General features: G+C 71.9%; 32 protein-coding genes. 11 read left to right on the top strand and 21 right to left on the bottom strand.

Features of this window, described 5'->3' with window-relative positions; genetic code table 11:
* Positions 1 to 9 precede the first annotated feature (9 nt).
* The 7 genes from KTR66_RS16680 to KTR66_RS16650 all read right to left on the bottom strand — a co-directional run bounded on the left by KTR66_RS16680 (position 10) and on the right by KTR66_RS16650 (position 4,326).
* The gene (locus KTR66_RS16680) at positions 10 to 585 is read right to left on the bottom strand and encodes an RNA polymerase sigma factor (RefSeq protein WP_213614451.1); all 576 of its coding nucleotides are present in this window, start codon (positions 583 to 585) and stop codon (positions 10 to 12) included.
* 199 nt (positions 586 to 784) lie between these two features.
* The gene (locus KTR66_RS16675; protein WP_213614449.1) at positions 785 to 1,498 is read right to left on the bottom strand and encodes an SDR family NAD(P)-dependent oxidoreductase; all 714 of its coding nucleotides are present in this window, start codon (positions 1,496 to 1,498) and stop codon (positions 785 to 787) included.
* On the bottom strand, positions 1,488 to 1,637 hold the full coding sequence (locus KTR66_RS16670) for a hypothetical protein (protein ID WP_213614447.1): 150 nt from the start codon (positions 1,635 to 1,637) through the stop codon (positions 1,488 to 1,490). The genes KTR66_RS16675 and KTR66_RS16670 overlap by 11 nt, the downstream gene beginning before the upstream one ends.
* Positions 1,634 to 2,371: a hypothetical protein gene (locus KTR66_RS16665; RefSeq protein ID WP_213614445.1), complete on the bottom strand. Its 738-nt coding sequence runs from the start codon at positions 2,369 to 2,371 to the stop codon at positions 1,634 to 1,636. Before KTR66_RS16665 ends, KTR66_RS16670 begins: the two co-directional genes overlap by 4 nt.
* On the bottom strand, positions 2,368 to 3,396 hold the full coding sequence (locus KTR66_RS16660) for a Rieske 2Fe-2S domain-containing protein (RefSeq protein WP_213614443.1): 1,029 nt from the start codon (positions 3,394 to 3,396) through the stop codon (positions 2,368 to 2,370). The genes KTR66_RS16665 and KTR66_RS16660 overlap by 4 nt, the downstream gene beginning before the upstream one ends.
* Complete coding sequence (locus KTR66_RS16655) at positions 3,393 to 3,533, bottom strand: hypothetical protein (RefSeq protein WP_213614441.1); 141 nt, start codon at positions 3,531 to 3,533, stop codon at positions 3,393 to 3,395. Before KTR66_RS16655 ends, KTR66_RS16660 begins: the two co-directional genes overlap by 4 nt.
* A 4-nt stretch (positions 3,534 to 3,537) precedes the next feature.
* Positions 3,538 to 4,326: a 3-hydroxybutyrate dehydrogenase gene (locus tag KTR66_RS16650; RefSeq protein ID WP_213614439.1), complete on the bottom strand. Its 789-nt coding sequence runs from the start codon at positions 4,324 to 4,326 to the stop codon at positions 3,538 to 3,540.
* Between the two features lie 159 nt (positions 4,327 to 4,485).
* Between KTR66_RS16650 and modA the strand changes: the two genes are divergently transcribed.
* From modA to KTR66_RS16630, 4 genes are read left to right on the top strand one after another with little or no spacing between them, the layout of a single operon-like run.
* Positions 4,486 to 5,265, top strand: a complete 780-nt coding sequence (gene modA, locus KTR66_RS16645; protein WP_213614437.1) for a molybdate ABC transporter substrate-binding protein — start codon at positions 4,486 to 4,488, stop codon at positions 5,263 to 5,265.
* Positions 5,262 to 5,963, top strand: coding sequence for a molybdate ABC transporter permease subunit (modB, locus tag KTR66_RS16640; RefSeq protein ID WP_213614435.1), 702 nt, complete (start codon positions 5,262 to 5,264; stop codon positions 5,961 to 5,963). Before modA ends, modB begins: the two co-directional genes overlap by 4 nt.
* Entirely contained in the window at positions 5,960 to 7,072 is a 1,113-nt protein-coding gene (gene modC, locus KTR66_RS16635) for a molybdenum ABC transporter ATP-binding protein (RefSeq protein ID WP_213614433.1), read from the top strand. The genes modB and modC overlap by 4 nt, the downstream gene beginning before the upstream one ends.
* Positions 7,069 to 7,419, top strand: a complete 351-nt coding sequence (locus KTR66_RS16630; RefSeq protein ID WP_213614431.1) for a winged helix-turn-helix domain-containing protein — start codon at positions 7,069 to 7,071, stop codon at positions 7,417 to 7,419. The genes modC and KTR66_RS16630 overlap by 4 nt, the downstream gene beginning before the upstream one ends.
* Positions 7,420 to 7,422: 3 nt before the next feature.
* Here KTR66_RS16630 and KTR66_RS16625 read toward each other — a convergent pair whose 3' ends face one another.
* Positions 7,423 to 8,823 carry an amidase gene (locus tag KTR66_RS16625; protein ID WP_213614429.1) on the bottom strand — a complete coding sequence of 467 codons (1,401 nt, stop codon included), beginning with the start codon at positions 8,821 to 8,823 and terminating at the stop codon, positions 7,423 to 7,425.
* Positions 8,820 to 9,629 carry an IclR family transcriptional regulator gene (locus tag KTR66_RS16620; protein WP_213614427.1) on the bottom strand — a complete coding sequence of 270 codons (810 nt, stop codon included), beginning with the start codon at positions 9,627 to 9,629 and terminating at the stop codon, positions 8,820 to 8,822. Before KTR66_RS16620 ends, KTR66_RS16625 begins: the two co-directional genes overlap by 4 nt.
* A gap of 174 nt (positions 9,630 to 9,803) precedes the next feature.
* On the opposite strand from KTR66_RS16620, the gene KTR66_RS16615 reads away from it, so the two are divergent.
* The 3 genes from KTR66_RS16615 to KTR66_RS16605 all read left to right on the top strand — a co-directional run bounded on the left by KTR66_RS16615 (position 9,804) and on the right by KTR66_RS16605 (position 12,158).
* Positions 9,804 to 10,784 (top strand): tripartite tricarboxylate transporter substrate binding protein, encoded by a 981-nt coding sequence (locus KTR66_RS16615; protein ID WP_213614425.1) that lies wholly within the window; start codon positions 9,804 to 9,806, stop codon positions 10,782 to 10,784.
* A 16-nt stretch (positions 10,785 to 10,800) separates the two neighbouring features.
* The gene (locus KTR66_RS16610; protein ID WP_213614423.1) at positions 10,801 to 11,490 is read left to right on the top strand and encodes a cyclase family protein; all 690 of its coding nucleotides are present in this window, start codon (positions 10,801 to 10,803) and stop codon (positions 11,488 to 11,490) included.
* A gap of 98 nt (positions 11,491 to 11,588) precedes the next feature.
* A complete protein-coding gene (locus tag KTR66_RS16605; protein ID WP_213614421.1) occupies positions 11,589 to 12,158 on the top strand; it encodes a peroxidase-related enzyme in 570 nt (189 codons plus the stop codon).
* Between the two features lie 49 nt (positions 12,159 to 12,207).
* On the opposite strand, the gene KTR66_RS16600 is transcribed toward KTR66_RS16605, so the two are convergent.
* From KTR66_RS16600 to KTR66_RS16545, 12 genes are all read right to left on the bottom strand, one after another.
* A complete protein-coding gene (locus KTR66_RS16600) occupies positions 12,208 to 12,405 on the bottom strand; it encodes a DUF2892 domain-containing protein (protein WP_213614420.1) in 198 nt (65 codons plus the stop codon).
* A 79-nt stretch (positions 12,406 to 12,484) separates the two neighbouring features.
* Entirely contained in the window at positions 12,485 to 12,934 is a 450-nt protein-coding gene (gene trxC, locus KTR66_RS16595; RefSeq protein WP_213614419.1) for a thioredoxin TrxC, read from the bottom strand.
* On the bottom strand, positions 12,931 to 13,350 hold the full coding sequence (locus tag KTR66_RS16590; protein ID WP_213614418.1) for a DUF6691 family protein: 420 nt from the start codon (positions 13,348 to 13,350) through the stop codon (positions 12,931 to 12,933). The genes trxC and KTR66_RS16590 overlap by 4 nt, the downstream gene beginning before the upstream one ends.
* 4 nt (positions 13,351 to 13,354) lie before the next feature.
* On the bottom strand, positions 13,355 to 13,768 hold the full coding sequence (locus KTR66_RS16585; protein ID WP_213614417.1) for a YeeE/YedE family protein: 414 nt from the start codon (positions 13,766 to 13,768) through the stop codon (positions 13,355 to 13,357).
* A complete protein-coding gene (locus tag KTR66_RS16580) occupies positions 13,768 to 14,649 on the bottom strand; it encodes an MBL fold metallo-hydrolase (RefSeq protein ID WP_213614415.1) in 882 nt (293 codons plus the stop codon). The genes KTR66_RS16585 and KTR66_RS16580 overlap by 1 nt, the downstream gene beginning before the upstream one ends.
* A gap of 11 nt (positions 14,650 to 14,660) precedes the next feature.
* Entirely contained in the window at positions 14,661 to 15,422 is a 762-nt protein-coding gene (locus KTR66_RS16575) for a sulfite exporter TauE/SafE family protein (RefSeq protein WP_213614413.1), read from the bottom strand.
* Positions 15,419 to 15,832: a helix-turn-helix transcriptional regulator gene (locus KTR66_RS16570; RefSeq protein ID WP_213614411.1), complete on the bottom strand. Its 414-nt coding sequence runs from the start codon at positions 15,830 to 15,832 to the stop codon at positions 15,419 to 15,421. Before KTR66_RS16570 ends, KTR66_RS16575 begins: the two co-directional genes overlap by 4 nt.
* On the bottom strand, positions 15,829 to 16,497 hold the full coding sequence (locus KTR66_RS16565; RefSeq protein WP_213614409.1) for a peroxiredoxin: 669 nt from the start codon (positions 16,495 to 16,497) through the stop codon (positions 15,829 to 15,831). Before KTR66_RS16565 ends, KTR66_RS16570 begins: the two co-directional genes overlap by 4 nt.
* Positions 16,498 to 16,591: 94 nt before the next feature.
* Entirely contained in the window at positions 16,592 to 17,332 is a 741-nt protein-coding gene (locus KTR66_RS16560; RefSeq protein ID WP_213614407.1) for a class I SAM-dependent methyltransferase, read from the bottom strand.
* Entirely contained in the window at positions 17,329 to 18,120 is a 792-nt protein-coding gene (locus KTR66_RS16555; protein WP_213614406.1) for a bifunctional 2-polyprenyl-6-hydroxyphenol methylase/3-demethylubiquinol 3-O-methyltransferase UbiG, read from the bottom strand. Before KTR66_RS16555 ends, KTR66_RS16560 begins: the two co-directional genes overlap by 4 nt.
* Positions 18,117 to 18,872, bottom strand: coding sequence for a bifunctional 2-polyprenyl-6-hydroxyphenol methylase/3-demethylubiquinol 3-O-methyltransferase UbiG (locus KTR66_RS16550; RefSeq protein ID WP_213614404.1), 756 nt, complete (start codon positions 18,870 to 18,872; stop codon positions 18,117 to 18,119). Before KTR66_RS16550 ends, KTR66_RS16555 begins: the two co-directional genes overlap by 4 nt.
* Positions 18,869 to 19,687 (bottom strand): bifunctional 2-polyprenyl-6-hydroxyphenol methylase/3-demethylubiquinol 3-O-methyltransferase UbiG, encoded by an 819-nt coding sequence (locus KTR66_RS16545; protein WP_213614402.1) that lies wholly within the window; start codon positions 19,685 to 19,687, stop codon positions 18,869 to 18,871. Before KTR66_RS16545 ends, KTR66_RS16550 begins: the two co-directional genes overlap by 4 nt.
* A gap of 34 nt (positions 19,688 to 19,721) precedes the next feature.
* On the opposite strand from KTR66_RS16545, the gene KTR66_RS16540 reads away from it, so the two are divergent.
* From KTR66_RS16540 to KTR66_RS16525, 4 genes are all read left to right on the top strand, one after another.
* Positions 19,722 to 20,984, top strand: a complete 1,263-nt coding sequence (locus KTR66_RS16540; protein WP_213614400.1) for a D-amino acid dehydrogenase — start codon at positions 19,722 to 19,724, stop codon at positions 20,982 to 20,984.
* 143 nt (positions 20,985 to 21,127) lie between these two features.
* Positions 21,128 to 22,315: a methionine adenosyltransferase gene (gene metK / locus KTR66_RS16535; protein ID WP_213614398.1), complete on the top strand. Its 1,188-nt coding sequence runs from the start codon at positions 21,128 to 21,130 to the stop codon at positions 22,313 to 22,315.
* A gap of 181 nt (positions 22,316 to 22,496) precedes the next feature.
* A complete protein-coding gene (locus KTR66_RS16530) occupies positions 22,497 to 23,201 on the top strand; it encodes a tRNA (guanosine(46)-N(7))-methyltransferase TrmB (protein ID WP_213614396.1) in 705 nt (234 codons plus the stop codon).
* Positions 23,202 to 23,266: 65 nt separating this feature from the next.
* Entirely contained in the window at positions 23,267 to 23,893 is a 627-nt protein-coding gene (locus KTR66_RS16525) for a M35 family metallo-endopeptidase (RefSeq protein WP_213614394.1), read from the top strand.
* Positions 23,894 to 24,126 lie beyond the last annotated feature (233 nt).

The raw sequence follows: 24,126 nt of genomic DNA, 5'->3' as shown, positions 1-24,126 counted from the left end.
GGGCATCTCCTACTCCCCCGCTTCGAGGTGGGACGCGGGCCGGTTACGGGGCGGGCGCGTGACATCGCCGCAAGCCTCCAGGCGCTGGTGCAGCGCCTCCCGCGCGCGGTGCAGGTTCACCTTGATGGCGCCGACCGTGCGGCCCGTGGCCTCGGCCGCGGCGCGCAGGTCCATGCCGCCGATGGCGACGAGCTCGATCACCTGGCGCTGGGCCGGGGGCAGCAGGGCGATGAACACCCCCAGTGAATCGGCCAGGAGCCCGCCGGTGACGCCACCGTCCGCGCCGGCGCTCTGCCAGGCCAGGCTGTGGGTGCGCCAGGCCAGTCTGCGGCGATCTTCCCGCATGTCACGCCGCCAGCGATCCTTCGCGCAATGGCGGGTGATTCCGATCAGCCAGGGCAGAAAGGGACGGGCGGGATCGTAGTTCTCGCGGCTGCAATACAGGGCCAGAAGGGTGTCCTGCACCACATCGTCCAGGTCGGCAGCCGCGACCCCCCGGTTACGCGCGACCTGCCGCAGGAGCGGCGTTACCCGACGAACCAGCTCCGCATAGGCCTGAGTCTCGCCGGCCTTGATGTCGGCCATCAGCTCCTCAAGCCGTCGCGGGGGATCCGCTGCCGGGACGCGAGAGATGCGCTCCCGCCCTTGGCACAGCTTGGCGCGGTGCAATTCCATTGAGCCTTGTCTCCTGCAACCTGGAGACGAGGCTCGCTGAAACGGTCGCGCATTCGATAGCAACTCCCTGCGCCGTTTGTTGAATTCCGGGCATCAGTTGGGCCCCCGCTCAATTCCGTCCGGCGGCGGGAACCAGGGCGCCGGTCAGCGCTCCGGCCGCGTCGGACAGCAGGAAGGCGATGAGGCGCGCCACCTCCTCCGGCCGCACCCAGGCGCCTGGCTCCGCCCCCGGCATGGCGGCGCGGTTCTGCGGCGTGTCCATGGTGCCCGGCAGCACGGCGTTCACGCGCAGGCCGGTGCCGCGCAACTCCTCCGCGTAGCTCTCCACCAGCCGCAGCACCGCGCCCTTCGACGCCGCATAGGCGCCCATCTCCGCCGGCGCCTTCAGGGCGGCGAGCGCGCCGACCGCACACAGGCTGCCCCGGCCGGCCGGGCGCATCGCGGCGATGGCGGCGCGAAAGATGTTCAGCGTCGAGAGCAGGTTCAGCCGGAACATCGCCTCCCATTCCGTCGGCCCGGCTTCGGTCAGCGGCTGCATGGCGAAGCCGCCCACCGTATGCGCCACGCCATCCAGCCGGCCGAATCGCGCCATGACACGGGCGATGCCCGCCTCGCAGGATGCGGCGTCCAGCAGGTCGAGCCCCGGGAGGGCGAGATGCGCCGTGGCGTCAGGAAGGTCAGGCGGCAAGAGGCTTGCCGCATCGCCCATCCGGTCCACCGCCACCAGCGTCGCGCCCTCCTGAGCGAGGCAGGCGAGCGTGGCGCGGCCGAGATTGCCGGCGGCGCCGGTCACGAGGATCACGCGACGGGGATCATGGGTCATGCGGGTCTCCGGGGGTGTGTTCGGTCCAGCGGGCGAGCAGGCCGAGGGCAGGAAAGAGCAGCAGGCCGCGCGCCAGCGGCCCGAGATCCGGCAGGGCCAGGATCGCGGCCGCCAGCGCGAAGGGCGCGAGGCGCCTCACCCGGGCGGCTCGGCGTGGAAGATGAGGAGGCGCCCCAACCGCTCCACCCGGCCTTCGAGGGTCACGCGGCGACCGATGAGGGGGCGGAGCGCGGCATCCATCGGCCCGCCATCGGGCCCCGCCAGCAGCAGATAGGCGTGGCCGAGCAGCGGCGCCTGGCTGACGAAGACCGCCGGGATTCCCCCGTCCAGGCACAGCGCGGCGCAGGCGCGATGCGCGATGCCGATGCCCGGCCGCATGCCGTCGGCCGCGCATTTCCCGTCGCAGATCTCGCCGGTGATGCGCCAGCGGCCGAGCGCCTCGCGGGCGGGCGGCGTGGCGCCGCCCAGGGCCCGCGGCGGTGCGCCGAGGACGAGCATGGCGATGTCCCCGCGCGAGAGGAGGAAGCCCTCGGCCGTCACGCGCTGCCCGTCCAGAACGCTGAGATCGCCCGGCGGGCGCTGCTTGCCGTCGCCGGCCAGCAGCAGCGTGCGCATCCCGCCGCCCTCGCCCACATGCAGCAGCGGATAGGGGCGCAGGGTGAGCACGCCGGTCACGCCGGGCTCGGGCATGGGCAGGCTCGGCAGGGGGGCGCCGCCGGTCGCGAAGCGCGGCCCCGCCGGGTCCTGCGGGGCGAGGCCGAGGATGAGGCCGAGGCCGAGCAGCATGAGCGGCAGGCCCAGCGCCAGGCGGCGCAGGAAGGCGCGCAGATGCGCCGGCGGGCGCGCCGCCCAGCCCACGAAGATCTCCTTCACGGCAGCACCAGGGCGGGCACATGCGTGCCCGGCGGATTGGCGCGCGGATCGAGCCAGATCCAGCCGCCTACCAGCCGCAGCCGGTAGGTCGCGATACGCTCGGTGAAGGGTGGCGGCGAACGCCCATCCTCCAGCCGGTACTGGTAGCCATGCCAGGGGCAGGTGATGCAGCCATCCAGCACCTGGCCCTCGCCCAGCGGCCCGTGCTGGTGCGCGCAGAGATGACTGACCGCGGAGAGCCGCCCCTCATGCCGGAAGATCGCGACCTTCTCGCCGCCGGGCGGGCGGACCACGAGGGCGCGACCTTCGGGGATCGCCGCGGCGCGGCCGGCGATGAGCCAGGGCGCGACGGGCGCGGGCGGCGCGATGTCCGCATCCACCCGCGCCTCGCGGCTGGCGGCGATCAGGTGCAGCGCGAGCAGCGCGCACACCGCGAGCCCGAGCAACAGGGCCAGAGGCAGCGCCCCCGGATCCTGCAGCCGGCCAAAGGCGAGGTGAGCGACCACCGCCGCATAGGCGAGATAGATCAGCTGGTGCAGGCCCTTCCACAGGCCGGGGCCCAGGAAGGCCAGCCAGAAATCATGGCTCGTCGCCGCCAGCAGGATGAGGACGCAAAGCGCCAGCAGGCCGAAGGCGATGAAGGGAAGCGCGCCCGGCTCCGTGGTCAGCAGCGCGACGGCGCCGGGCGTCGGGCTGAAGGCGAAGTGCCAGCCCAGCACCTCGGCCGCATGCGCCAGCGCCAGCAGGCAGGTGACGACGCCGAGGTGGCGGCGGTTGTAGAGCAGCGGCAGGAAGCGCGGATCGAGCCGCGCCAGCGGGCCGATGGCGAGCGCCAGGGTCAGCAGCAGGAAGGCGCCGCTGCCGAAGGCGCGCATGCGCAGGCTCTGGTCGTCGAGCGGCGTGGCGCCCAGCAGCGGTGCGAGCCGGACATAGGCGACGAGATAGGCCGCGACACCTCCCAGCAACGCCGCGTCATACAGGATCTTGCTGCGCGTCCAGCCGACGGGGACGAAGCGGTGGCTCATGGCGGGGCGATCCGCACCGGCACCTCGCGCGCGGGGGCCGCGGCGCGCTGCCACAGCGCGGCGCCGAGGATCAGCGGCAGCAGGACCAGCAGCGCGCGCCAGGCCAGGAGATGCACCCGCCGATGCCGGAGGCGCATCGCGCTACTCCATGCACCAGCCATGGCTGACGATCAGCGACTGGCCGGTGAGCGCGTTGGAGGGTGCGGCGGCGAAGACATGGACCGCCTCCGCCACATCCTCCACCGTGGTGAACCGGCCATCCACCGTCTCGCGCAGCATGACGTTGCGGATGACCTCCTCCTCGGAGATGCCGAGCGCGCGCGCCTGCTCCGGGATCTGCTTCTCGACCAGCGGCGTGCGCACGAAGCCGGGGCAGACGACGTTCGCGCGCACGCCATGCGCCGCGCCCTCCTTCGCCACCACCTTGGCGAGCCCGATCAGCCCGTGCTTCGCGGTGACATAGGCCGATTTCAGCAGCGAGGCCTCCTTCGAATGCACCGAGCCGATGTAGATGATGCTGCCGCTGCCCTGGCGATACATCTGACGCAGGCTGGCGCGCGTCGTGAGGAAGGCGCCGTCCAGGTGGATCGCGAGCATCCGCTTCCATTCGGCGAAGGGATAATCCTCGATCGGGTGGACGATCTGGATGCCGGCATTGCTCACCAGGATGTCCAGGCGGCCGAAGCGCCGGACGACCTCGGCCACGGCCGCCTCCACCATCGCCTCGTCCGAGACGTCCATCGCCACCGCCTCGGCCTGCAGCCCTTCGGCCCTCAGGGCAAGGGCGGAGGCCTCGGCGGCGGCCGGCGAGAGATCGGCCAGCACCGCCACCGCGCCAGCCTGCGCGAGGCGCCGCGCGATGCCGAGGCCGATGCCGCCGGCGCCGCCGGTGACGATGGCGACCTGGCCGTTGAGGCTGGCAGGGGGCATGGGAATTCCTTTGCGGGCTCGCGGGGGGCGGGGCGCCTTCCGCCTCGTCCTCTCTTCTCCGCTGTGCGCGGCGTGGTTACAGCGCCGGCTGTCGCGATGGACGGGACCCGCGGCCGGCGCTATGTTTGGCGGCATACAACGCGCCCGAGGAGATCCGGCATGCGCCGCAGCGCCTTCCTGTCCGTCTTCGCCGCGCTCGCGCTGTCGTTGGGCGCGACGGGTGCGGCCCGCGCGCAGGAGGCGGTGACGGTCTTCGCGGCCGCCAGCCTGACGGATGCGCTGCGTGACCTCGGCGCCCAATGGGCCGCGCGCGGCAACCCCGCGCCGCGCTTCTCCTTCGCCGCCTCCTCCGCGCTGGCGCGGCAGATCGAGCAGGGCGCGCCGGCGGATCTCTTCATGTCGGCCGACGAGGCCTGGGCGAACTACCTGCAGGACCGCAACCTGCTCGTGAATGCGACGCGCAGCTCGCCCGTCGGGAATGCGCTGGTGCTGATCGCGCCCGCGCAGGCGGCGCGGCCAGTCACGCTCACGCGCGGAACGGACCTCGCCGCGCTGCTCGGCCCGCAGGGGCGCATCGCCACGGGCGACCCGGCGCATGTCCCGGTGGGCCGCTATGCCCAGGCCGCGCTCACCTGGATGGGGCAATGGCCGGCGCTCTCGCCGCGCCTGGCGCGCGCCGAGAATGTGCGCGCCGCGCTGCTGCTGGTGGAGCGGGGCGAGGCGCCGCTCGGCATCGTCTATGCGACGGATGCGGCGGCGAGCCCGGGCGTGCGCGTCATCGGGACCTTTCCGGCCGAAAGCCATGCGCCCATCACCTATCCCTTCGCGCTGACGCGCCGCGCCGAGGGGAATGCGCAGGCGCGCGCGCTGCTCGCCTTCCTCACCGGGGCGGAGGCGGCGCCTGTCTGGCAGCGCTTCGGCTTCACGCTGCCGCGGTGAGTGTCTGGCTGAGCCCCGAGGAGTGGACGGCGGTGCGCCTCAGCCTGGAGGTGGCGACGCGCTCCGTCGCCGTCTCGCTGCTGCCGGCGGTCGGCGTCGCCTGGCTGCTGGCGCGCGGGCGCTTCCCGGGGCGCATCCTGCTGGATGCGCTGGTGCACCTGCCGCTGGTGGTGCCGCCGGTGGTGGTGGGCTGGGGGTTGCTGATGCTCTTTGGCATCCGGGGCCCCATCGGCGCGCCGCTGCACGAGTGGTTCGGCATCCGCCTCGTCTTCACCACCGAGGGTGCCGCGCTGGCCACCGCCGTCATGTCCTTCCCGCTGATCGTGCGCGCGGTGCGCCTCGGGCTCGAGGGCGTGGATGAGGGGCTGGAGGCGGCGGCGCGCACGCTGGGCGCGGGGCCGGTGGACCGCTTCCTCACCGTCACGCTGCCGCTGATGTCGCCGGGCATCCTGGCCGGCGCGGTCACCGCCTTCGCGGCGGGGCTGGGGGAATTCGGCGCCGTCATCACCTTCGCCTCCAACATCCCGGGCGAGACGCAGACGCTGCCGCTTGCCATCTATGCCGCGACGCAGACGCCGGGCGGCGAGGCGGTGGCGGCGCGGCTTGCCTTCGTCTCCTTCACGCTGGCCGTCTGCGGCCTGCTGCTGGCGGAGCTGATCGCGCGGCGCATGGGGCGGCTGCTGGGGCGCGCCGCGTGATCGGCGTCGCGCTGCGGCATCGCTTCGGCCGGGCGGGCTTCGCGCTCGACGTCGCGTTTGACGCGCCGCCGGCCGGGGTGACGATGCTGTTCGGCCCCTCGGGTTGCGGCAAGAGCACGATCCTCTCGGCCGTGGCGGGGCTGCTGCGGCCGGATGCGGGCCGGGTCGCCGTCGGCGAGGCCGTCCTGCTCGACACCGCGCGGCGCATCTGCGTGGCGCCTGAACACCGGCGCTGTGGCGTGGTGTTCCAGGAGGCGCGGCTGTTTCCGCATCTCAGCGTGGAGACCAATCTGCGCTACGGCCTGAAGCGCGCGCCGGCCGATGCCGCGGGCCCCGGCTTCGAGGAAGTGGTGGCGCTGCTTGGCATCGGGCACCTCCTGGCGCGGCGCCCGGCCGGGCTTTCGGGCGGCGAGCGGCAGCGCGTGGCGCTCGGGCGCGCTTTGCTGTCCCGCCCCCGGCTGCTGCTGATGGACGAGCCGCTCGCTGCGCTGGATGCGGCGCGCCGGGCGGAGGTGCTCCCCTTCCTTGCGCGGCTGCGCGATGTGGCCGGGTTGCCCATCCTCTACGTCACCCACGCGCTGGAGGAGGTGGATGCGCTGGCGGATCACCTCGTGCTGCTGGAGGCCGGGCGCGTCGTCGCCGCCGGCCCGGCCGAGGCGCTGTCCATGCGCACGGACCTGCCGCTGCTCGCCGGGCGGCGCGATGCGGGCGTGCTCCTGGCCTGCACCGTGCGGCGCGCGGTGGGCGGGCTGACGGCGCTGGGCTTCGCGGGCGGGGAATTGCTGACCACGGCGCGCCCGGGGCCGGAGGGCACGCGGCTGCGCATCCGGCTCCGCGCGCGCGACATCGCCATCGCGACGGAGGAGCCACGCGGCCTTTCCACCCAGAACATCCTGCCGGCGACGGTGGCTGACATCACGCCGGGCGGCGATCCGGCCGAGGCCTTCGTGCGCCTCGCGGTCGGGCCCACCCTGCTGCTGGCGCGCATCACGCAGGGCAGCGTGGAGCGGCTGGCGTTGCGGCCCGGCCTGCCGGTCTGGGCGCTGCTGAAGGCCGTGACCTTCGACCATCGCCTGGCGGCGCTGCCGCGGCCGGAGGGCGACGCATGAGCCAAGCGCCCACCGGGCTGCTGAGCCTGCGCATCGACCTGCCGGGCGGACGCATCGGACCCGGCAAGATCAACCTGCTGGAAGCGATCGAGCGCGAGGGCTCGATCTCGGGCGCGGGGCGCGCGCTGGGCATGAGCTACAAGCGCGCCTGGGACCTGGTGGACGCGCTGAACAAGCAGCTGGGCGCGCCGGTGGTGGCGGCGAGCCCGGGCGGCGCGCGCGGCGGCGGTGCCACGCTGACCGAGGCCGGCCGGAAGCTGGTGGCGGATTATCGCGCCATCGAGCGCGCGGCGCAGCGGGCCGCCGGGCCGCGTCTCGCCGCGCTCATGCGGCGGATGGCGCCGTAGCGGCTACCAGGCGGGGAAGGGCGGGCGCGTCCAGGCGGCACGGGCCGCGATGTCCCGTGCCAGGGTGAAGAGATCCGCCTCGCCGCCGAAGCGGCCCACCAGCTGCACGCCGAGCGGACGGCCATCCGCATGCGGGCGGCCGGGGATGCTCAACCCCGGATGGCCCACCGCATTGACCCAGGTGGCGAAGGTGTTCTGGGCCGCCGCATGGCCGGGCTTGCCGCCGATCTCGGCCGGGAATTCATCGTCGATCGCCCAGGCGGGGGAGGCGGCGCTGGGGCAGAGATACACATCCACCTCGCCCCAATTCTCCGAGACCTGGGCGCGGATGGCGGCGAGGCCATCCAGCGCGCGGACATAATCCACGGCACTCATGGCGAGGCCGCGTTCGGCGGCGGCCGCGATGGCGGCGCTCGCTTCCTTGCGCCAGCGCTCCGCGTGCATCTCGGCGGCACGCGCTGCGCCCGCGGAGCTGATGGCGCCCCAGACGCGGCGCACCAGCGCCACGTCATAGGGCGGCGGGCAGGGTGTGACCTCGTAGCCCGCGGCTTCCAGCAACGCCGCGCATTCGGTGACGGCGGCCTCGACCTCGGGGTGCACCAGCTCGCCCTCGTAACGCGCGAACCAGCCGATGCGCGGCTTGCCCCCCGCGCGCGGCGGCGGGAAGCGCAGCGAGGCGGGGTCGCGCTCATCCGGGCCCGCGAGCAGGCCATAGGCGAGTTCGAGATCGGCCAGCTCGCGCGCGACGATGCCGACCGCCTGGAAGTCGATCCCCATGGGTGGGAAGCCATGCCGCCGTGCGAGGCGGCCATTGGAGGGGCGCAGCCCGTAGAGCCCGGTGTAGCTGGCGGGGATGCGCGTCGAGCCGCCCGCATCGGTGACGATGGAGAAGGGCACCATGCCGGCGGCCACGGCGGCGACCGAGCCACCGCTGGAACCACCGGGTGTCAGCGTCACATCCCAGGGGTTGCGGGACTTGCCGTGCAGCGGGCTGTCGGTGCGGCCGGAAAGCGCGAATTCCGGCGTGTTGGTCTTGCCGATGATGACGGCGCCCGCCGCGCGCAGGCGCTCGACCACGATGTCGTCGCAGGGCGGCGTGAAGTCGGACCAGAGGCGGCTGCCCCAATGCGCCGGCATGCCGGCCACCCAGAGATTGTCCTTCACCGCGACGGGCACGCCATCGAGCGGGCTGAGGCGCGTGCCCGCCGCTTGCCGTGCGCCGGCTTCGGCGGCGGCTTTGGCCGCGCCCTCCGGATCCAGGTGCACGAAGGCGCCGAGCGCGGCATCCGCGCGCGCGACACGGGCCAGGGCATCCTCCAGCAGCGCGGCGGGCGTGGTGGTGCGACGCTCCAGCGCTTCGGCCATCCGGGTGGCGCTGAGCGGTGCGGTGTTCTTGTTTGTCATGCAGCGGGGCTTTCGGCTTGGGCGGCGGGGGCGATGGCGAGCATCTCCCGCAGTGCCTGTTCTTCACGAAGGAGGATGCGCGCCACCTGCTCGATCCGGCGCGGATCGAGCCGCTCGGTGATGGCGATGACGGACAGCGAGGCGGGCACGCCGCCGATGCCGTTGCCGACGGCGATCGCGACACCGCGATAGCGCGCGACGATGCGGCCCGAGGTGATGGCGAAGCCGCGCGCGCGCGTGGCCTCCACATAGACGCGGATGCGCTCGGCGGTCAGGCCGTGGCGGCGGTAGCGGCGGGCATTCGCTTCGATGACCGCATCCGCCTCGCCCGGTGGCAGGCTGGCCAGCACGGCCAGCGCGCCGGCGCCCACGCCGAGCGGGCGGCGATTGCCGATCTCGATGGGCAGGGCCTGGATCTCGAAGCTGCCTTCGCGCCGGTCGAGGCAGAGCGCGTCATTCCCGCTGCGGCTGTTGAGATAGGTGGCATCCCCCACCGCGCGGGTGATCCGGTCCAGCGTGCCCGCGCAGAGGCGGCGCGCATCCACGCGCGGCGCCACGGCCAGGCCGAATTCATAGAGCAGGGGGCCGAGGCGATAAGCGCGGCTGGCGGCATCGCGCTCCAGGAGGCCTTCCTGCTGGAGCAGCTTCAGCAGGCGGTGCGCGGTGGGCTGCGGCAGGCCCGCGCTGTCGGCCAGCGTCTTCAGTGTCGCGCCATTGCCGCGCGCGGCCGAGACCTCGCGCAGGAGGGAGACGGCGCGGCGGAGGACGCGCGCGCCGTCGGGCGAAGAGGCAGGCTGGCAGTCCATCGCGCTGATCCCGAATGCGCGCCCAGCCTATCGGGGCGTGAGGCGCCGAAAAAGCCGCAAGTGACATGCATTTCTCACGGAGAATTTCACATCGTGGAAGTGCGGATCGAAATCCCTTGGCAGCGGGGCGGCGGCTTCGGGATGCTCGGCGGATCATCCTGGAAGGGACGCATCATGACGACATCCAGCCTCGCTCGCCGCGGCCTGATCGCCGCCGGCCTTGCCAGCCTTGCCCCGCGCGGCGCGCAGGCGCAGGGCTTTCCCAACCGCTCGGTCCGCGTGATCGTGCCCTTTCCGCCGGCGGGCGCCGCGGATGTGATCACGCGCCTCCTCTCCGAGGCGCTTTCGCGCGAATTGGGCCAGACGCTGGTCATCGAGAACCGCACGGGCAGTGGCGGGCGCATCGGCACCGAGGCCGCGGTGCGCGCCACGCCCGATGGCTACACCATGCTGATGGGCAGCCAGGCGACGAACTCGATCAACCCGGAGCTGTATCGCGATTCCAGCTTCGATCCGGCGCGGGATCTCGTGCCTGTCGCGCTGGTCGGCGGCGTGGGGTCCATCATCTATGTCCGCAACAGCCTGGAGGTGCGCAGCCTGGCCGACCTGCTGGCGCTGGCGCGCCGACGGCCCGGGGAGCTGACCTATGGCTCGGCGGGGAATGGCGGTGCCCCGCATCTCTCGATGGCGCTGCTGGAGGCGATGGCCGGCATCCGGATGACGCATGTGCCCTATCGCGGCACGGCGCCCGCGACCTCCGACCTGCTGGCCGGGCGCATCGATGCGATGAGCGACCCGATCACCACCGCGCTGCCGCATGTTCAGGCCGGCGCGGTGCGCGCGCTGGCGGTGACGACGCCGCAGCGCTTCCCCGCGCTGCCGAACCTGCCGACGGTCGCCGAGGCCGGCGTTCCGGGCTACGAGGCCGTCAGCTACTACGGCTTCTTCGCACCCTCGGCCGTGCCCGCCGAGCCGCTGGCGCGGCTGCGCGCCGCCTGCGCCGCCGCCATCGCCGACCCCGCCGTGGCGCGGCGGCTGGAGGAGCAGGGCATCGTCCGCCTCGGCCTCAACCCCGAGCAATTCGCCGCCTATGTCGCGACCGACCGCGCCCGTTGGGGCCGCGTGATCCGCGATGCCAACATCACCGTGAACTGAGCCAAGGAGAGGCCCCATGGAAATCGTCGATCTGAGCCGCGAGATCTTTCATCGCACGCAGACGCATCCCTCGCATCCGCCGGTGATCATGACGGTGTGGAACGACCACTCCGAGAAGAAATATGCGGGCGATACGGTCTTCACCAGCAAGGCCATGTCCATCGCCTTCAGCGACCATGCGGGCACGCATGTGGATGCGCCGGTGCATTTCGATCCGCGGCCCGGCGCGCTCTCCATCGACCAGGTGCCGCTCACGAACTTCATCACCTCGGCCTTCTGCATCGACCTCTCGCATGTGCCGTTGAAGCACGCGGCGACGGTGGAGGAGGTGCAGGCCGCGGTGAAGGCCTCGGGCGAGACGATCCGCAAGGGCGATACGGTGCTGATCCTGATGGGCACCAATGCGCGGCTGCTGGGCAAGCCCGGCTATGGCCACGACTTCCCGGGCCTCTCCATCGAGGCGATCCATTGGCTGGCGGGGCAGGGCATCGGCATGTTCGGCGTGGAGGCGATCAGCCCCGCGCCGGAGGGCGAGCTGAACTTCAAGGCGCACATGGCCTGCGCGGAGCTCGGCATCACGCATATGGAGTGCCTGGCGAACCTGGAGGCCGTGGTGGGGCGCGGGCGCTTCCGCTTCATCGGCCTGCCGCTGAAGATCCGTGGCGGCACGGCGAGCCCGATCCGCGCGGTGGCGCTGTTCGAGTAGGATGCGCGCCGCGCAGGGCGGATCGCCGCCCTGCGCGGTGGCTGCCCGCGCGGGGCGGGGCCATAGTCACGATCCACGAACCAGAGGATCGCACGGCCATGACCGCCCTTCCCATCAGCCGTTTTCCCGTGCCGACGCTGGCGGAGATCCCGGAGGATATCCGTGCGCGCCTGCTCGCCGTGCAGGAGAAGGCGGGCTTCATCCCCAATGTCTTCCTCGTGCTGGCCCGCCGGCCTGAGGAGTTCCGCGCTTTCATGGCCTATCACGACGTGCTGATGGACAAGCCCGGCGAACTCACCAAGGCCGAGCGCGAGATGATCGTGGTGGCCACCAGCAACGCGAACCAGTGCCAGTATTGCGTGGTGGCGCATGGTGCGATCCTGCGCATCCGCGCGAAGAACCCGCTGATCGCCGACCAGGTGGCGGTGAATTACCGCAAGGCGGACATCACGCCCCGCCAGCGCGCCATGCTGGACTTCGCGATGAAGGTGGCGCTCCAGGCGCAGGCGGTGGAGGAGGCGGATTTCGCCACCCTCGCCGAACATGGCCTGGGCCAGGAGGAGGCGTGGGACATCGCGGCGATCGCGGCCTTCTTCGGCATGTCCAACCGCATCGCCAATGTCACGAGCCTGCGCCCCAACGACGAATTCTACACGATGGGGCGCTGAGCCGCCGCCCCGCGCGCCGGACTCGCGCGCGGGATGATCAGGCCCTGGCTCAGCCCGCCCGGTTCACCGGGCAGGTGTTCAGTCCGAGCACGCTGTAGAGCGGGCAATTGCCCATCAGGCCCGTCGCCAGCGGGACGATGCCGATGGCCCCCCACCAGCCGAGCGGGCCGAAGGCGCCCAGCGCCAGAAGGGCCAGGCCCGCCACGATCCTCAGGCCCTTGTCCAGGCCACCGACATTCTTCGTCATCGTCATTCTCCGTCCTGCTGCGACGCGGACCGCGCCCGCGCCATTCTGGGATTTCCCGGTCTTGTTGCCTTGATCGCGGTCAAGGTGGATGGGCCGCCAGGGCACGCTCGGCCCAGGCGGCGATGTCGCGCGCGCGCATGGCACCCGCCTGCCGCGCCACCTCCCGCCCGCCCGCGAAGAGGGCGAGCGTGGGGATGCTGCGGATCTGGAGTTCGGCGGAGAGCGCGGGCGCTTGCTCCGTGTCGATCTTCACGAGGCGGAGGCGCGGCTCGAGCAGGCGCGCGGCCGCTTCGAACTCGGGCGCCATCACGCGGCAGGGGCCGCACCAGGCCGCCCAGAAATCCACCAGCAGCGGCACGCCCGAGAGGCGCAGGTGGCGGCGGAAACCCTCCTCATCCAGCGCGAGCGGCTTGCCCTGGAAGAGCGCCGCCTTGCATTGCCCGCAGCGCGGATCGTCGGCGAGACGCGCGGCCGGGACGCGGTTCACGGCGCCGCAGCCGGGGCAGATGATCTGCAGCGCGTCGCTCATCGCGCCTGCTCCGGAAGCAGGCGGAACAGGCCCATGCCCGCCAGCATGGCGGCGACGAAGAGCCAGGGCTGCCAGCCGCCGAAGCCGAGGGCGGCCAGCGCGGGGCCGGGGCAGAAGCCGGCAAGCCCCCATCCCAGGCCGAAGAGCACGGCGCCGCCGATGAGGCGCGCATCCACCAGGCCGCGTGGCGGCGTGGCGAAGCCTTCCGCGCAGAGCGGCGCGCCGCGGCGGCGGCCCAGCGCGAAGCCGATGGCGGCCACCGGAATGGCGCCGCCCATGACGAAGGCGAGGCTCGGGTCCCAATCGCCCGCCACATCGAGGAAGGCCAGCACCTTGGCCGGATTGGCCATGCCGGAGAGCACGAGGCCGGCGCCGAAGAGCGCGCCTGCCGCCAGCGCCGCGAGGATGCGTGTCATGTCCTCAGCCCCCCAGGACGTGGCGCGTGAGGAAGACGGTGGCGGCCGCCGTCACCATGAAGATTCCGGTCGCGGCGATGGAACGCGGCGAGAGCCGCGCGAGGCCGCAGACGCCATGCCCGCTGGTGCAGCCCGAGCCGAGCCGCGTGCCGAAGCCGACGAGCAGCCCGGCGGCGACGAGTGTCAGCGGGCCGGCCGCGACATGCAGGGCCGGCGCGCCGGCCAGCGCGGCCCAGGCGAGCGGCGCGCCGATAAGGCCCACGAGGAAGGCGATGCGCCAGCCGCGATCGGAACCGATGCTGCCGGCCAGGATGCCACTGATGCCCGCGATGCGGCCGAGGGTCAGCCAGAGCAGGGCGGCCGCGGCGCCGATCAGCGCGCCGCCGGCCAGCGAGGCGAAGGGGGTGAAGCTCGTCATCACAGCACGTCCAGCGGAACCTTGAGGAAGCGCTTGCCATCCGCGCCTGGGGCGGGGAGCTGCCCCGCATGCATGTTCACCTGGAGCGAGGGGATGATGAGGCGCGGCATGGCGAGCGTCGCATCCCGCGCCTCGCGCATCGCGACGAAGACCTCCTCCGTCACGCCGTCGCGCACATGGATGTTCTCCGCGCGCTCGGCGGCGACGGTGGTTTCCCAGCGGATCTCGCGGCCATTGGGGCCGTAGTCGTGGCACATGAAGAGGCGCGTGGTCGGCGGCAGGGCCAGCACGCGCTGGATGGAGCGGTAGAGCACGCGCGCGTCGCCGCCCGGGAAATCGGCGCGCGCGGTGCCGCCATCGGGCATGAAGAGCGTGTCGCCGACGAAGGCGGCGTCGCCCATCACATGCGTCATGCAGGCGGGCGTGTGGCCCGGCGTGTGCAGCGCGACGCAGGGCAGGCCGCCGACGGTATACGTTTCGCCATCGGTGAAGAGGTGATCGAATTCGCGCCCGTCGCGCTGCCATTCGGTGCCCTCGTTGAAGACCTTGCCGAAGGTGTCCTGCACCACGGTGATGCGGTCGCCGATGCCGATCCTGCCGCCCAGTTCGCGCTGGAGATAGGGCGCGGCGGAGAGATGGTCCGCATGCACATGCGTCTCGATCAGCCATTCGACCGTGAGGCCTTTTGCGCGGACATGCGCGATGATGGCGTCGGCCGAGCGCGTGGCGATGCGGCCGGCGGCGTAGTCGAGGTCCAGCACGCTGTCCAGGATGGCGCAGGCGCTGGAGCCGGGGTCCTTCACGACATAGCTGATCGTGTTCGTGTCGGCGTCGAAGAAGGGCGTGACGTCGGGGCTGGGGTGGTGGTCGGCGTGGGACATGGCAGGGCCTTTCACAGGGAGCGCCAGATGATGAAGCCGGCGACGACGAGGACGATGCCGGCGAAGATGCGGGTGAGCGTCTCGCGCCCGGTGGCGAGATGGCGGGCGGCCTGGAGGCCGAGCGCGCCGCCCAGCACGCCACCCGCGATGAATTCGCCGGCGACGGCCCAGTCCACGAGGCCGGAGGCCGCATAGTTCAGCGCCGTGGCCAGCCCGAAGAGACCGACCGCGAGCAGCGAGGTGCCGACGGCGTGCAGCATGGGCATGCCGGTGGCGAGGATGAGGCCGGGGACGATGAGGAAGCCGCCGCCGATGCCGAAGAAGCCGGCCAGCAGGCCGACGCCCAGGCCGATTCCGGCCAGGCGCAGCGCCATGGCGCGGGTCAGCGGGCCGGGCGCTTCCTCGGCGCCCGGGCGGCGCGGGCGCAGCATGGCGAAGCCGATGACGAGCATCATCATCGCGAAGAGCAGGATGAGGCGCTGGCCATCCATCATCTTGCCGAGCGTGGAGCCGGCCAGCGCGCCGGCGAGGCCCGTGGCGCCGAAGATGGCGGCGGCGGCCCAGCGCACATGGCCCGCGCGCGCATGCCCCGCGAAGTTCACGAAGGCATTGGCCGAGACGGCGAGCGCGCCGGTGCCGAGCGCCATGTGCGGCGAGAGGCCGACGGCATAGAGCAGCAGCGGCGTCGCCACGATCGAGCCGCCGGCGCCGACCAGGCCCAGCACGAAGCCGACCAGGCCGCCCGAGCCGATGGCGAGCAGGGCCTCGATCATCGTGCCAGGTTCCAGCCGGCCAGGGCGAAATGTCCGGCCTCGCCGGCGGCTCGCGGCGCTTCGGGTGCCTTGGCGGGCGCGGGTGCGGCCTCGCGCGGGGTGGCCGCCGTGCCGCCGATGGCCGCGCCCCCCATGGCGCTGCGCAGCGCTTCCAGCACGCCGGCGACGCGACGATCGGCCAGGCTGTAGATGATGGATTTCGACTCGCGCCGCGTGGTGACCAGCCCGGCCTCGCGCAGCGCGGCGAGCTGCTGCGAGAGATTGGGCTGGCGCAGGCCGAGTTCGCTCTCGAAGCCGGCCACGGCCAGCTCGCCGTCCAGCAGGCGGCAGAGGATGCGCAGCCGCATGGGATGGGCGAGGGCGCGCAGGAATTCCGCCGCCACCTCGGGGTCGCAGCCCAGCGCGCTCATGGCTTCACCGTCTTGCGGCTGCGCGTCGTGGGCTGGGTCTGGTGATACCAGGCGGGCGTGGCGCTGCGCGCGGCCTCCTCCAGCGTTTGCGGGGGCGGGCGCAAGGCGGGTGCGCCCGGCTGCCAGTCGGCCGGGGTGGAGAGGCCGGAGGCGTCGTGCTCCTGCAGGGCGGCCAGGCTGCGGAGCAACTCCTCCACGCTGCGGCCGGTGCTCATCGGGTAATAGGCCAGCAGGCGGATGATGCCGGCGGGGTCGATCAGGAAGCTGCCCCGCACGGTGGCGGTGCTGGAATCGCCCGGATGGATCATGCCGTAGGCGCGGGCCATGGCCATCGAGATGTCCTCGGCCACGGGGAAGGGGATGGCGACGCCGAACTCGGCCTCGATGGCGCGCAGCCAGGCGAGATGGGCGAAGAGGCTGTCCACCGAGAGGCCCAGCAGCTCGCAGCCCAGCGCCTGGAAGCGCGGATGGGCGCGGGCCAGGGCGATGAACTCGCTGGTGCAGACGGGCGTGAAATCGGCCGGGTGGGAGAAGAGCAGCAACCAGCGGCCGCGGTAATCCGCGAGGCTCCGCTCGCCCATGGTGGTGCGCACGCGGAAGGGGATGGCGGGCGCGCCCAGGCGGGGCGGGTCGAGCGGGATGGGTTCGGCGGGTGTGTCGGGCATGGCGGTCATCTTCTATATACAAATGATAGTTTCATCAAATGTATAATGTCAAGCCGAAATTCGAGGCCCTCTCCGCGTCAGCGTCCAGCCAGGGTCAGGCGGGCATTGCCAGCTCGCGCCAGGGCGCGCCGAAGCCCGCCGCGAGCCCTGCTGCCGCGTCAGGCTTGAAGGCGGCGTACAGACCACGCGCGGCGCCCTCGATGGGATGGGCGCGGTGCAGCACGCGCACGAAGCCGAGGTCGCGCAGCAGCGGGCCCATCAGCGCCGGGTTCGGCGCCCAGCCCGAGACCAGGGCGCCATAGGGCATGGGGCGCGTGGTCGCCGTCAGCATGGGGCGCGCCTCGTCCAGCGCCGCCTGCGCCGTCTCGAGCAGCAGCACCTGGCCGGTGACCGAGGACATGCCACGCAGCGCGAGGATCGGATTGAAGAGCTGCTCGAAGAAGGCGGTGCCGAGCACGAGGTCGAAGCGGCCGAATTCCGGTGTCAGCGCGCGCGGGTCGAGCACCATGGCCTGGGCCGGCGCGCCCGTCGCCTCCAGCGCCAGCATCGTGGCCATGCCCGCCTCCGCGCCCGGCAGGCTCCAGGCCAGGTGGTCCGTCACCACCGCGCTGACCGCGCCGCGCCGCAGGGCCGCGAGGCTGAAGCCGCCATTGCCGGCGCCGATCTCGAGCAGCGTCATGCCCATGAGCGGCAGCGGGCCGAACAGCGCCTCGGCCTCCGCCTCCAGCGTCGCCTCGGGCTTGGCGCCCGGCGTCACCAGATCGGGCGCGAGGCGCAGGCTTTGCAGCCAGGTGAGTGCGGCGACCTGCTCATGCAGGGGGGGGCCGAGCGTCATGGCCGGAAATCCCGCATCGCGCCCGCGGCCCCGAGATCGCGCCATTCGATCCCGAAATGGGCCGACATGGCGGGCTCCGCGCCGGGCAGGATGGCGGCGAAGATGCCCCGCGTGCGGCTGCCCTCGGCCGGCAGATAATGCGGGTGGTCGCGGTAGTAGATCCGCGCGAAGCCGAGTTGGCGCAGCAGGTGCAGCATCAGCGGCGGGTTCGGGCCCCACCAGTTGGTGTCGTCATTGGCGAGCGTGCGGCCCGGATAGAAGACCATCGCGGGCTCCTCGCGCTCCAGTGCGTCCTGATGCGTCTCCACCAGCAGGACCTGGCCGGTCACCGCGCGCATGCGCTGCAGCACGTCGATCGGATCGAAGAGGTGGTAGAAGACGCCCAGGAAGAGGACGAGGTCGAATTGGCCGAGCGAGGCGTCCATCCGCGTCGGATCGAGTTGCAGCGTCTCGACCTCGAGGCCGAGCTCGGCGCGGGCCAGCTCGAAGGATTCCAGGCCCTTGTAGGTCGGGTGCGTCCAGGCGAATTCGTCGGTGGCGAGCACGCGTGCCGCGCCGCGCCGCTTGGACGCGAAGCTGAAGGCGCCGTTCCAGGCGCCGATGTCCAGCACGGAGCGGCCACGGAGGTCGAAGGGGCCGAGCAGCGCCTCCTCCTCGCGCCGCAACACCGCCAGGCTCTTGGCGCCGGGCGTGACGATGCCCGGCCGCAGCTCCAGCGAATGGAACCAGGTGATGCGGCCGATCCGCGCCAGCAGCTCCTGGTCGGAAAGCTCGGATTGCGGCGTCATGCGGCCTGGGGCGATGTCACGTTGATCCAGGGCGTGTGGAAGCCTTCGAGCAGCCCGTCCGGCGCCTCGGGCAGAAAGGCGGCGTAGAGGCCGCGCGCGGCGCCGAGCGTCGGGTGGTGGCGGTAAAGCACGCGGCTGAAGCCCAGATCCGTCAGCAGCTGCGTCATGAGCGGCAGGTTGGGGCCCCAGCCGAAGACCCAGCTGCCCTCTGGTCCGCCGATCGGCAAGACCTGTCCGTGGCCCATCATCAGGGGCCGCGCATCAGCCAAGCCGTCCTGCAGCGTCTCGATCAGCAGGACGCGCTCGGTCACGCTGCGCATCCCGCGCAGCGCCTGGATCGGATTGAAGAGCTGGTCGAAGCAGGCGGTCGCCATGACCACATGGAAGCTGCCGAAGCGCGGCGTCAGCTCGCGCGGGTCGAGCGGCGACATCTCGATCCCGGCACCCAGCGCATGCGCCGCCCATTGCGTGGCCGAGAGCGCGTCGCTGCCCGGCAGGGTCCAGGCGAGGTGGTCCGTCGCCAGCACACGGGCCGCGCCGCGGCGGAGCGCCGCGAAGCTGAAGGCACCGTTGCCCGCACCGATCTCAAGCAGATGCGCCCCCTTGAGATTCAGCGTGTCGAACAGCGCGGCCTCCTCGGCCTTGAGCTGTGCCTCGGGCTTCAGGCCGGGGGTGACGAGGTCGGGGCGCAGGCGCAGGCTCTGCAGCCAGCGATGACCGGCGACGGCGGTGCGGAGTTCGGCCTCGCTCACGGGGTCAGCAATCCTTCGATGGCGCCGGGCACGTCCAGGTCCAGCCAGTTGGAGTCGAAACCGCGCACCAGGCTGTCCTCCACTTCGGGGGTGAAGGCCGCGTAGACGCCCCGCGCCCGGCCGAGCGTCGGGTGATCCCGGTAGAAGACGCGGGTGAAGCCCAGCTGCAGCAGCAGGCTGAGCATCAGGGCGGGGTTGGGGCCCCACCAGTTGGTCGCATCCTGGTTCAGGATGTCGCTCGGGTAGAAGACCATGCCGGGCCGTGCGTCATTGGTCAGGTCCTGGTGCGTCTCGACCAGCAGCAGCTGGCGGGTGATCCGGCGCATGCGCGCCAGCACGTCGAGCGGATCGTAGAGGTGGTAGAAGACGCCCAGGAACAGCACGACGTCGAACAGGCCAAGCTTCTCGGTGATATCGGGCGGGTCGATCATCTTGGCTTCGATGTCGAGGCCGAGTTCGGCGCGGGCCAGCTCGAAGGCCTCCCGCCCGCGCCAGACCGGATGGTTCCAGGTGTAGCTGTCGGTCGCCAGCACGCGGGCCGCGCCGCGGCGCTTCGCCGCGAAGCTGAAGGCGCCGTTCCAGGCGCCGACATCCACCACGCTGCGGCCGGTGAGGTCGAAGGGGGCGAGAAAGGCGTCCTCCTCCTGCGCGAGGATTTCCATGCTCTTGCCGCCCAAGGTCGTCAGCCCGGGGCGCAGCGCGATGGAATGCCACCAGTGGAAGGACTGCATGCGGGTGAGGAGCTCGGCATCCGAGATGCGGGCATCGGGCAGGGTCATCGCGCGCAGATACCAGAGCGCCGCGGGTTTCGCCATTGACCCGTGGCGCGCTGCGCCGCACCAATGGGCCATGCATGTCCTGATCCTCGGTGCCGGCGTGACCGGCCTCGCCACCGCGCGCGCCTTGGCCGAGGAGGGCCACGCGGTGACGGTGCTGGACGCCGAGCCCCGGGTGGGGCAGGGGGCCAGCTTCGCCAATGGCGGGCAGCTCTCCTACAGCTATGTGGCGCCCTTCGCCGGCCCGGGCGTGATCGGCAAGGTGCCGCACTGGATGCTGGACGCCGACGGCCCGCTGCGCTTCCGGCCGCGAATGGACCCTGGCCAGTGGAAATGGCTCATCGCCTTTCTGCGCGCCTGCAATCCCGCGACGGCCGAGCTCACCACCCGCCGTCTGCTGCTGCTGAGCTACCTCTCGCGCGACCTGATGCGGGATCTGGCGGCACGGGAGGGCTTCGACTTCGCCTTCGCACCCGCCGGCAAGCTGGTGCTGCAGCCGGACGAGGCCGCCATGGCCGGCGCCCGCCGCCAGATGGAATTGCAGGCGAAATGGGGCACCGAGCAGCGGGCCCTGACGCGGGATGAATGCCTGGCGCTGGAGCCCGCCTTGGCCGGCATCGCGCATCGCATCGCGGGCGGCATCCACACGGTGAGCGAGGATGCGGGCGATTGCCGCCTGTTCTGCGAGGGGCTGGCCGCGAGCCTGCAGCGGTCCAACGCGGGCGTGAGCTTCCGGCTGGGTCTGCGCGCCACGCAGATCATCCGCGCCGAGGGCCGCGTGCGCGGGGTTGCCACCAGCCAGGGCGTGATCGAGGCGGATGCGGTGGTGCTGGCACTCGGCGTCGGCGCCCGCGCGCTGGCGCGCCCGCTCGGGCTCGACCTGCCGATCTACCCGCTCAAGGGCTATTCCCTGACCCTGCCGATCCTGCGGGACGACGCGGCGCCGCGCATCAGCGTGACCGACAGTGCGGCCAAGCTGGTCTACGCGCGGCTGGGCCCGCGGCTGCGGGTGGCCGGCATGGCCGATGTGGTGGGCTATTCCACTGCCTTCGAGGAGAAGCGCCTGACCAGCCTGGTGCGCCAGGCCCGCGCCGCCTTCCCCGGGGCGAGCGACTGGCGGGAGCTGAACCCCTGGGCCGGGCTGCGCCCGGCGACGCCGACCGGACTGCCCATCCTGGGCCGGGCGCCCGGGACGCAGGGGCTCTACCTCAACCTCGGCCAGGGTTCGCTCGGCTTCACGCTCGCCATGGGCAGCGCGGCCGTGCTGGCGGCCGAGATCGGCGGCCGTGCATCACCCATCCCGATGGATGGATTCCGAATGGGTCCGGTCCCTTGACCCATTGGGCAGGCGCTGCCAAACACCCCGCGCCCGCGTGAGGTGGGCCAGCCTGACCGGGGTGTCCGGTCGCCCACTGGGTGTTTCCACGGGCTGAATTCCGTTCCGGAACATTCACCAGCGACAAGAGGCCGAACCAAGCCATGCGCGACAAGGGCGAATACCTGTTCACTTCGGAGAGCGTCTCCGAAGGCCACCCCGACAAGGTCGCGGATCGCATCAGCGATACCGTGCTCGACACCTTCCTCGAACAGGACCCGTATGCCCGCGTGGCGTGCGAAACCCTGGTCACCACCAACCGCGTCGTCATCGCGGGCGAGGTGCGCGGCCCGGCCTCGATCACGCCTGAGCTGCTGATGCACAAGGCGCGGCTCGCGATCCAGGATATCGGCTACGAGCAGGACGGCTTCCACTGGAAGAACGCGCATGTGGAGTGCCACCTGCACGCCCAGTCCGCGCATATCGCGCAGGGCGTGGACGCGGCCGGCAACAAGGATGAGGGCGCCGGCGACCAGGGCATCATGTTCGGTTACGCCTGCACCGAGACGCCCGACCTCATGCCCGCGCCGCTCTACTACGCGCACCTGATCCTGCGCCGCATCAGCGAGATGCGCCGCAATGGCGACGTGGCCGTGAAGGGCCTGCTGCCCGACGCGAAGAGCCAGGTCACGCTGCGCTATGTGGACGGCAAGCCGGTGGGTGCGACCTCCGTCGTCGTGTCCACGCAGCATGAGGAAGGCCTGGAGCAGGCGCAGATCAAGGCGATGCTGAAGCCGCTGATCGCCAGCAGCCTGCCCGCCGGCTGGATGTGCCCGGACAACGAGCTCTACATCAACCCGACCGGCACCTTCGTGATCGGCGGCCCGGACGGCGATTGCGGCCTGACGGGGCGCAAGATCATCGTGGACACCTATGGCGGCGCGGCCCCGCATGGCGGCGGCGCCTTCTCCGGCAAGGACCCCACGAAGGTGGACCGCTCGGCCGCCTATGCCGCGCGCTATGTCGCGAAGAACGTCGTCGCCGCCGGGCTGGCGGACAAGTGCACCATCCAGGTCAGCTACGCGATTGGCGTGGCCAAGCCGCTCTCGGTCTATTTCGACCTGCACGGCACGGGCAAGGATGTGGACGAGGTGAAGCTCGCCAAGGTCGTCCAGGATCTGGTGAACCTCTCGCCGCGCGGCATCCGCGAGCATCTGCACCTGAACCGCGCGATCTACGTGCCGACCTCCAGCTACGGCCATTTCGGCCGCACGCCGGATGAGGAGAAGGGCACCTTCACCTGGGAAAAGACCGACCTGGTCCCCGCGCTGAAGGCGGCCTTCGGGCGCTGAGGCTTTCCCCAGGAGATCGCTTCGCGCTCTCCTGGGGGCCCCATCTGATTTCCCCGAGAGATCGCTTCGCGCTCTCTCGGGGGCCCCGGATTGGTTTCCATCCTGGTGGGATGGCTCATCCTCGCGTGGCGAAGCCACGCGAGGGCTCCAGGGGGCGGAATGGCCCCGCAGGCACGGCCGCATGACATCTGACGATCCTGGCGCGACGGGCGATTGGCCCGAGGGAATTCCGCATCGGCTCTATGGGCGGCGGCGTGGCAAGAAGCTGCGCACGCGGCAGGAGAAGCTGCTGGCCGAGGCGCTGCCGCGGCTGCGCTTCACCGATCTGGATTTCGCGGCGGGCGCGGATGCGCTGTGGTTCGAGGTGGGCTTCGGCGGCGGTGAGCACACGCTGGCGCAGATGCAGGCCAACCCCGACACCGCCATCATCGCGAGCGAGGTCTATGAGCATGGCCTCTGCTCCATCCTCAGCGAACTCATTCCCGAGGGCGCGGAAGCGACGGCGCCCCCGCCGCGGCACCTGCGCCTCTGGCCCGAGGATGCGCGCGAATTGCTGATGGCATTGCCGGAGGCGAGCCTCGACCGCCTCTTCCTCATGTTCCCCGACCCCTGGCCCAAGGCGCGCCACGCCAAGCGCCGCTTCGTGCATCCGGAGATGCTGCCCATCGTAGCGCGGGCGCTGAAGCCTGGCGGGATCTGGCGCGTGGCGAGCGACGACCCGACCTATCAGGGCTGGGTGACCGAGGTCTTCGCGGCGCAATCCGTCTTCACCGGTGCGGCGCCCGCCACCACGCGCCCTGAGGGCTGGCCGCCCACCCGCTATGAGGCCAAGGCCCTCGCCGCGGGGCGGCAGCCGCTCTACTGGGAATGGAGCCGCGCCGGCTGAAGCGAGCCCTGCCGGATCGCGGCAGGGCCCTTCCAGTGCGGCGGAGCTTGGGCGTAGCATCGCGCATGACCGCGAAGACGCCCTTCCGCCTGCTCGGCCTCACGCTGCTGCCGCTGCTGCTGGGCGCCTGCGAGGCGGTGGCCCAGGCTGGACCCAAGGGCGCCGCCACGGCGCCCGCCGGCTGCGACGCCAAGCAGATGATTCTCATCCAGCACGCGGTCTCCGTGGCTGAGCGCCGCACCGCGGCGGCCGTCGCCTTCATCGATGCCGATCCCTATCATGCGCATGTGCGCGAGTGGTTCGGCACCACGCCCGCGCCCAAGATCCGCGTCCGCCTGGCCCGCACGCTGGATCTGCTGCGGCCGGAGCGCCGGCCGCCGCTGATCTGCGGCACGGCCGAATCCTGCGGCAACCGTCCGGTCTTCGCCATCGCCAACCTGACGCGGCGCGTGGTGACGCTCTGCCCGATGTTCTTCCAGGCCCGGAACGAGGGGGCGGATTCCCGCCCCGGCATCATCGTGCATGAGATGACCCACCTCGCGGCCGGAACCGGCGACATGGCCTATGGCCGCAGCGCGGCCCTGGCCCTCGCCCGCAAGGAGCCGGACCGGGCGGCGCTGAACGCGGACAACTACGAATACTTCGTCGAGTTCCTGCCTGACCGCGCAGCCGCAAGGCCCTCCCCGCGATAGGCTCACCCGCACACGCGCGACGAAGCCGGGCGTGTTGCGCCCGCTTCGTGGGGGCCTGCCCGCGTGGAGGGGTTGATTCGGCGTTTCCGCCCCACCGCATCATGTCCTAGGCTCCAAACCCAATCAGTTCTAGGCGCGACGCGGCGGGGTGTGATTCAAGCTGCTGGGTAGCGGAGCTTGGGTCATGGCGGGTGAGTTCTGGCTTTCGGACCGGCAATGGGCGGCGATTGCGC

Origin of the sequence: Roseococcus sp. SDR, from assembly GCF_019083995.1 — a bacterium.
Classification (GTDB): Bacteria; Pseudomonadota; Alphaproteobacteria; order Acetobacterales; family Acetobacteraceae; genus Roseococcus.
Note: the sequence above shows the minus strand (reverse complement) of the source record. Positions and strands in the feature narration are given on the sequence as shown.

Bases quoted from the DNA above. Each gene is read 5' to 3' on its own strand.
- KTR66_RS16600 (WP_213614420.1), bottom strand. From the start codon at position 12,405: ATGACGAAGAATGTCGGTGGCCTGGACAAGGGCCTGAGGATCGTGGCG.
- KTR66_RS16675 (WP_213614449.1), bottom strand. From the start codon at position 1,498: ATGACCCATGATCCCCGTCGCGTGATCCTCGTGACCGGCGCCGCCGGC.
- KTR66_RS16585 (WP_213614417.1), bottom strand. From the start codon at position 13,768: ATGACGAGCTTCACCCCCTTCGCCTCGCTGGCCGGCGGCGCGCTGATC.
- KTR66_RS16625 (WP_213614429.1), bottom strand. From the start codon at position 8,823: ATGACAAACAAGAACACCGCACCGCTCAGCGCCACCCGGATGGCCGAA.
- KTR66_RS16630 (WP_213614431.1), top strand. From the start codon at position 7,069: ATGAGCCAAGCGCCCACCGGGCTGCTGAGCCTGCGCATCGACCTGCCG.
- KTR66_RS16610 (WP_213614423.1), top strand. From the start codon at position 10,801: ATGGAAATCGTCGATCTGAGCCGCGAGATCTTTCATCGCACGCAGACG.
- KTR66_RS16530 (WP_213614396.1), top strand. From the start codon at position 22,497: ATGACATCTGACGATCCTGGCGCGACGGGCGATTGGCCCGAGGGAATT.
- KTR66_RS16660 (WP_213614443.1), bottom strand. From the start codon at position 3,396: ATGAGCCACCGCTTCGTCCCCGTCGGCTGGACGCGCAGCAAGATCCTG.
- KTR66_RS16560 (WP_213614407.1), bottom strand. From the start codon at position 17,332: ATGACGCTCGGCCCCCCCCTGCATGAGCAGGTCGCCGCACTCACCTGG.
- KTR66_RS16605 (WP_213614421.1), top strand. From the start codon at position 11,589: ATGACCGCCCTTCCCATCAGCCGTTTTCCCGTGCCGACGCTGGCGGAG.
- KTR66_RS16615 (WP_213614425.1), top strand. From the start codon at position 9,804: ATGACGACATCCAGCCTCGCTCGCCGCGGCCTGATCGCCGCCGGCCTT.
- KTR66_RS16590 (WP_213614418.1), bottom strand. From the start codon at position 13,350: ATGACACGCATCCTCGCGGCGCTGGCGGCAGGCGCGCTCTTCGGCGCC.
- KTR66_RS16650 (WP_213614439.1), bottom strand. From the start codon at position 4,326: ATGCCCCCTGCCAGCCTCAACGGCCAGGTCGCCATCGTCACCGGCGGC.
- KTR66_RS16575 (WP_213614413.1), bottom strand. From the start codon at position 15,422: ATGATCGAGGCCCTGCTCGCCATCGGCTCGGGCGGCCTGGTCGGCTTC.
- KTR66_RS16680 (WP_213614451.1), bottom strand. From the start codon at position 585: ATGGCCGACATCAAGGCCGGCGAGACTCAGGCCTATGCGGAGCTGGTT.
- KTR66_RS16565 (WP_213614409.1), bottom strand. From the start codon at position 16,497: ATGCCCGACACACCCGCCGAACCCATCCCGCTCGACCCGCCCCGCCTG.
- KTR66_RS16555 (WP_213614406.1), bottom strand. From the start codon at position 18,120: ATGACGCCGCAATCCGAGCTTTCCGACCAGGAGCTGCTGGCGCGGATC.
- KTR66_RS16620 (WP_213614427.1), bottom strand. From the start codon at position 9,629: ATGGACTGCCAGCCTGCCTCTTCGCCCGACGGCGCGCGCGTCCTCCGC.
- trxC (WP_213614419.1), bottom strand. From the start codon at position 12,934: ATGAGCGACGCGCTGCAGATCATCTGCCCCGGCTGCGGCGCCGTGAAC.
- modA (WP_213614437.1), top strand. From the start codon at position 4,486: ATGCGCCGCAGCGCCTTCCTGTCCGTCTTCGCCGCGCTCGCGCTGTCG.
- KTR66_RS16570 (WP_213614411.1), bottom strand. From the start codon at position 15,832: ATGAGCGCGCTGGGCTGCGACCCCGAGGTGGCGGCGGAATTCCTGCGC.
- KTR66_RS16525 (WP_213614394.1), top strand. From the start codon at position 23,267: ATGACCGCGAAGACGCCCTTCCGCCTGCTCGGCCTCACGCTGCTGCCG.
- KTR66_RS16540 (WP_213614400.1), top strand. From the start codon at position 19,722: ATGCATGTCCTGATCCTCGGTGCCGGCGTGACCGGCCTCGCCACCGCG.
- KTR66_RS16655 (WP_213614441.1), bottom strand. From the start codon at position 3,533: ATGCGCCTCCGGCATCGGCGGGTGCATCTCCTGGCCTGGCGCGCGCTG.
- KTR66_RS16580 (WP_213614415.1), bottom strand. From the start codon at position 14,649: ATGTCCCACGCCGACCACCACCCCAGCCCCGACGTCACGCCCTTCTTC.
- KTR66_RS16545 (WP_213614402.1), bottom strand. From the start codon at position 19,687: ATGGCGAAACCCGCGGCGCTCTGGTATCTGCGCGCGATGACCCTGCCC.
- metK (WP_213614398.1), top strand. From the start codon at position 21,128: ATGCGCGACAAGGGCGAATACCTGTTCACTTCGGAGAGCGTCTCCGAA.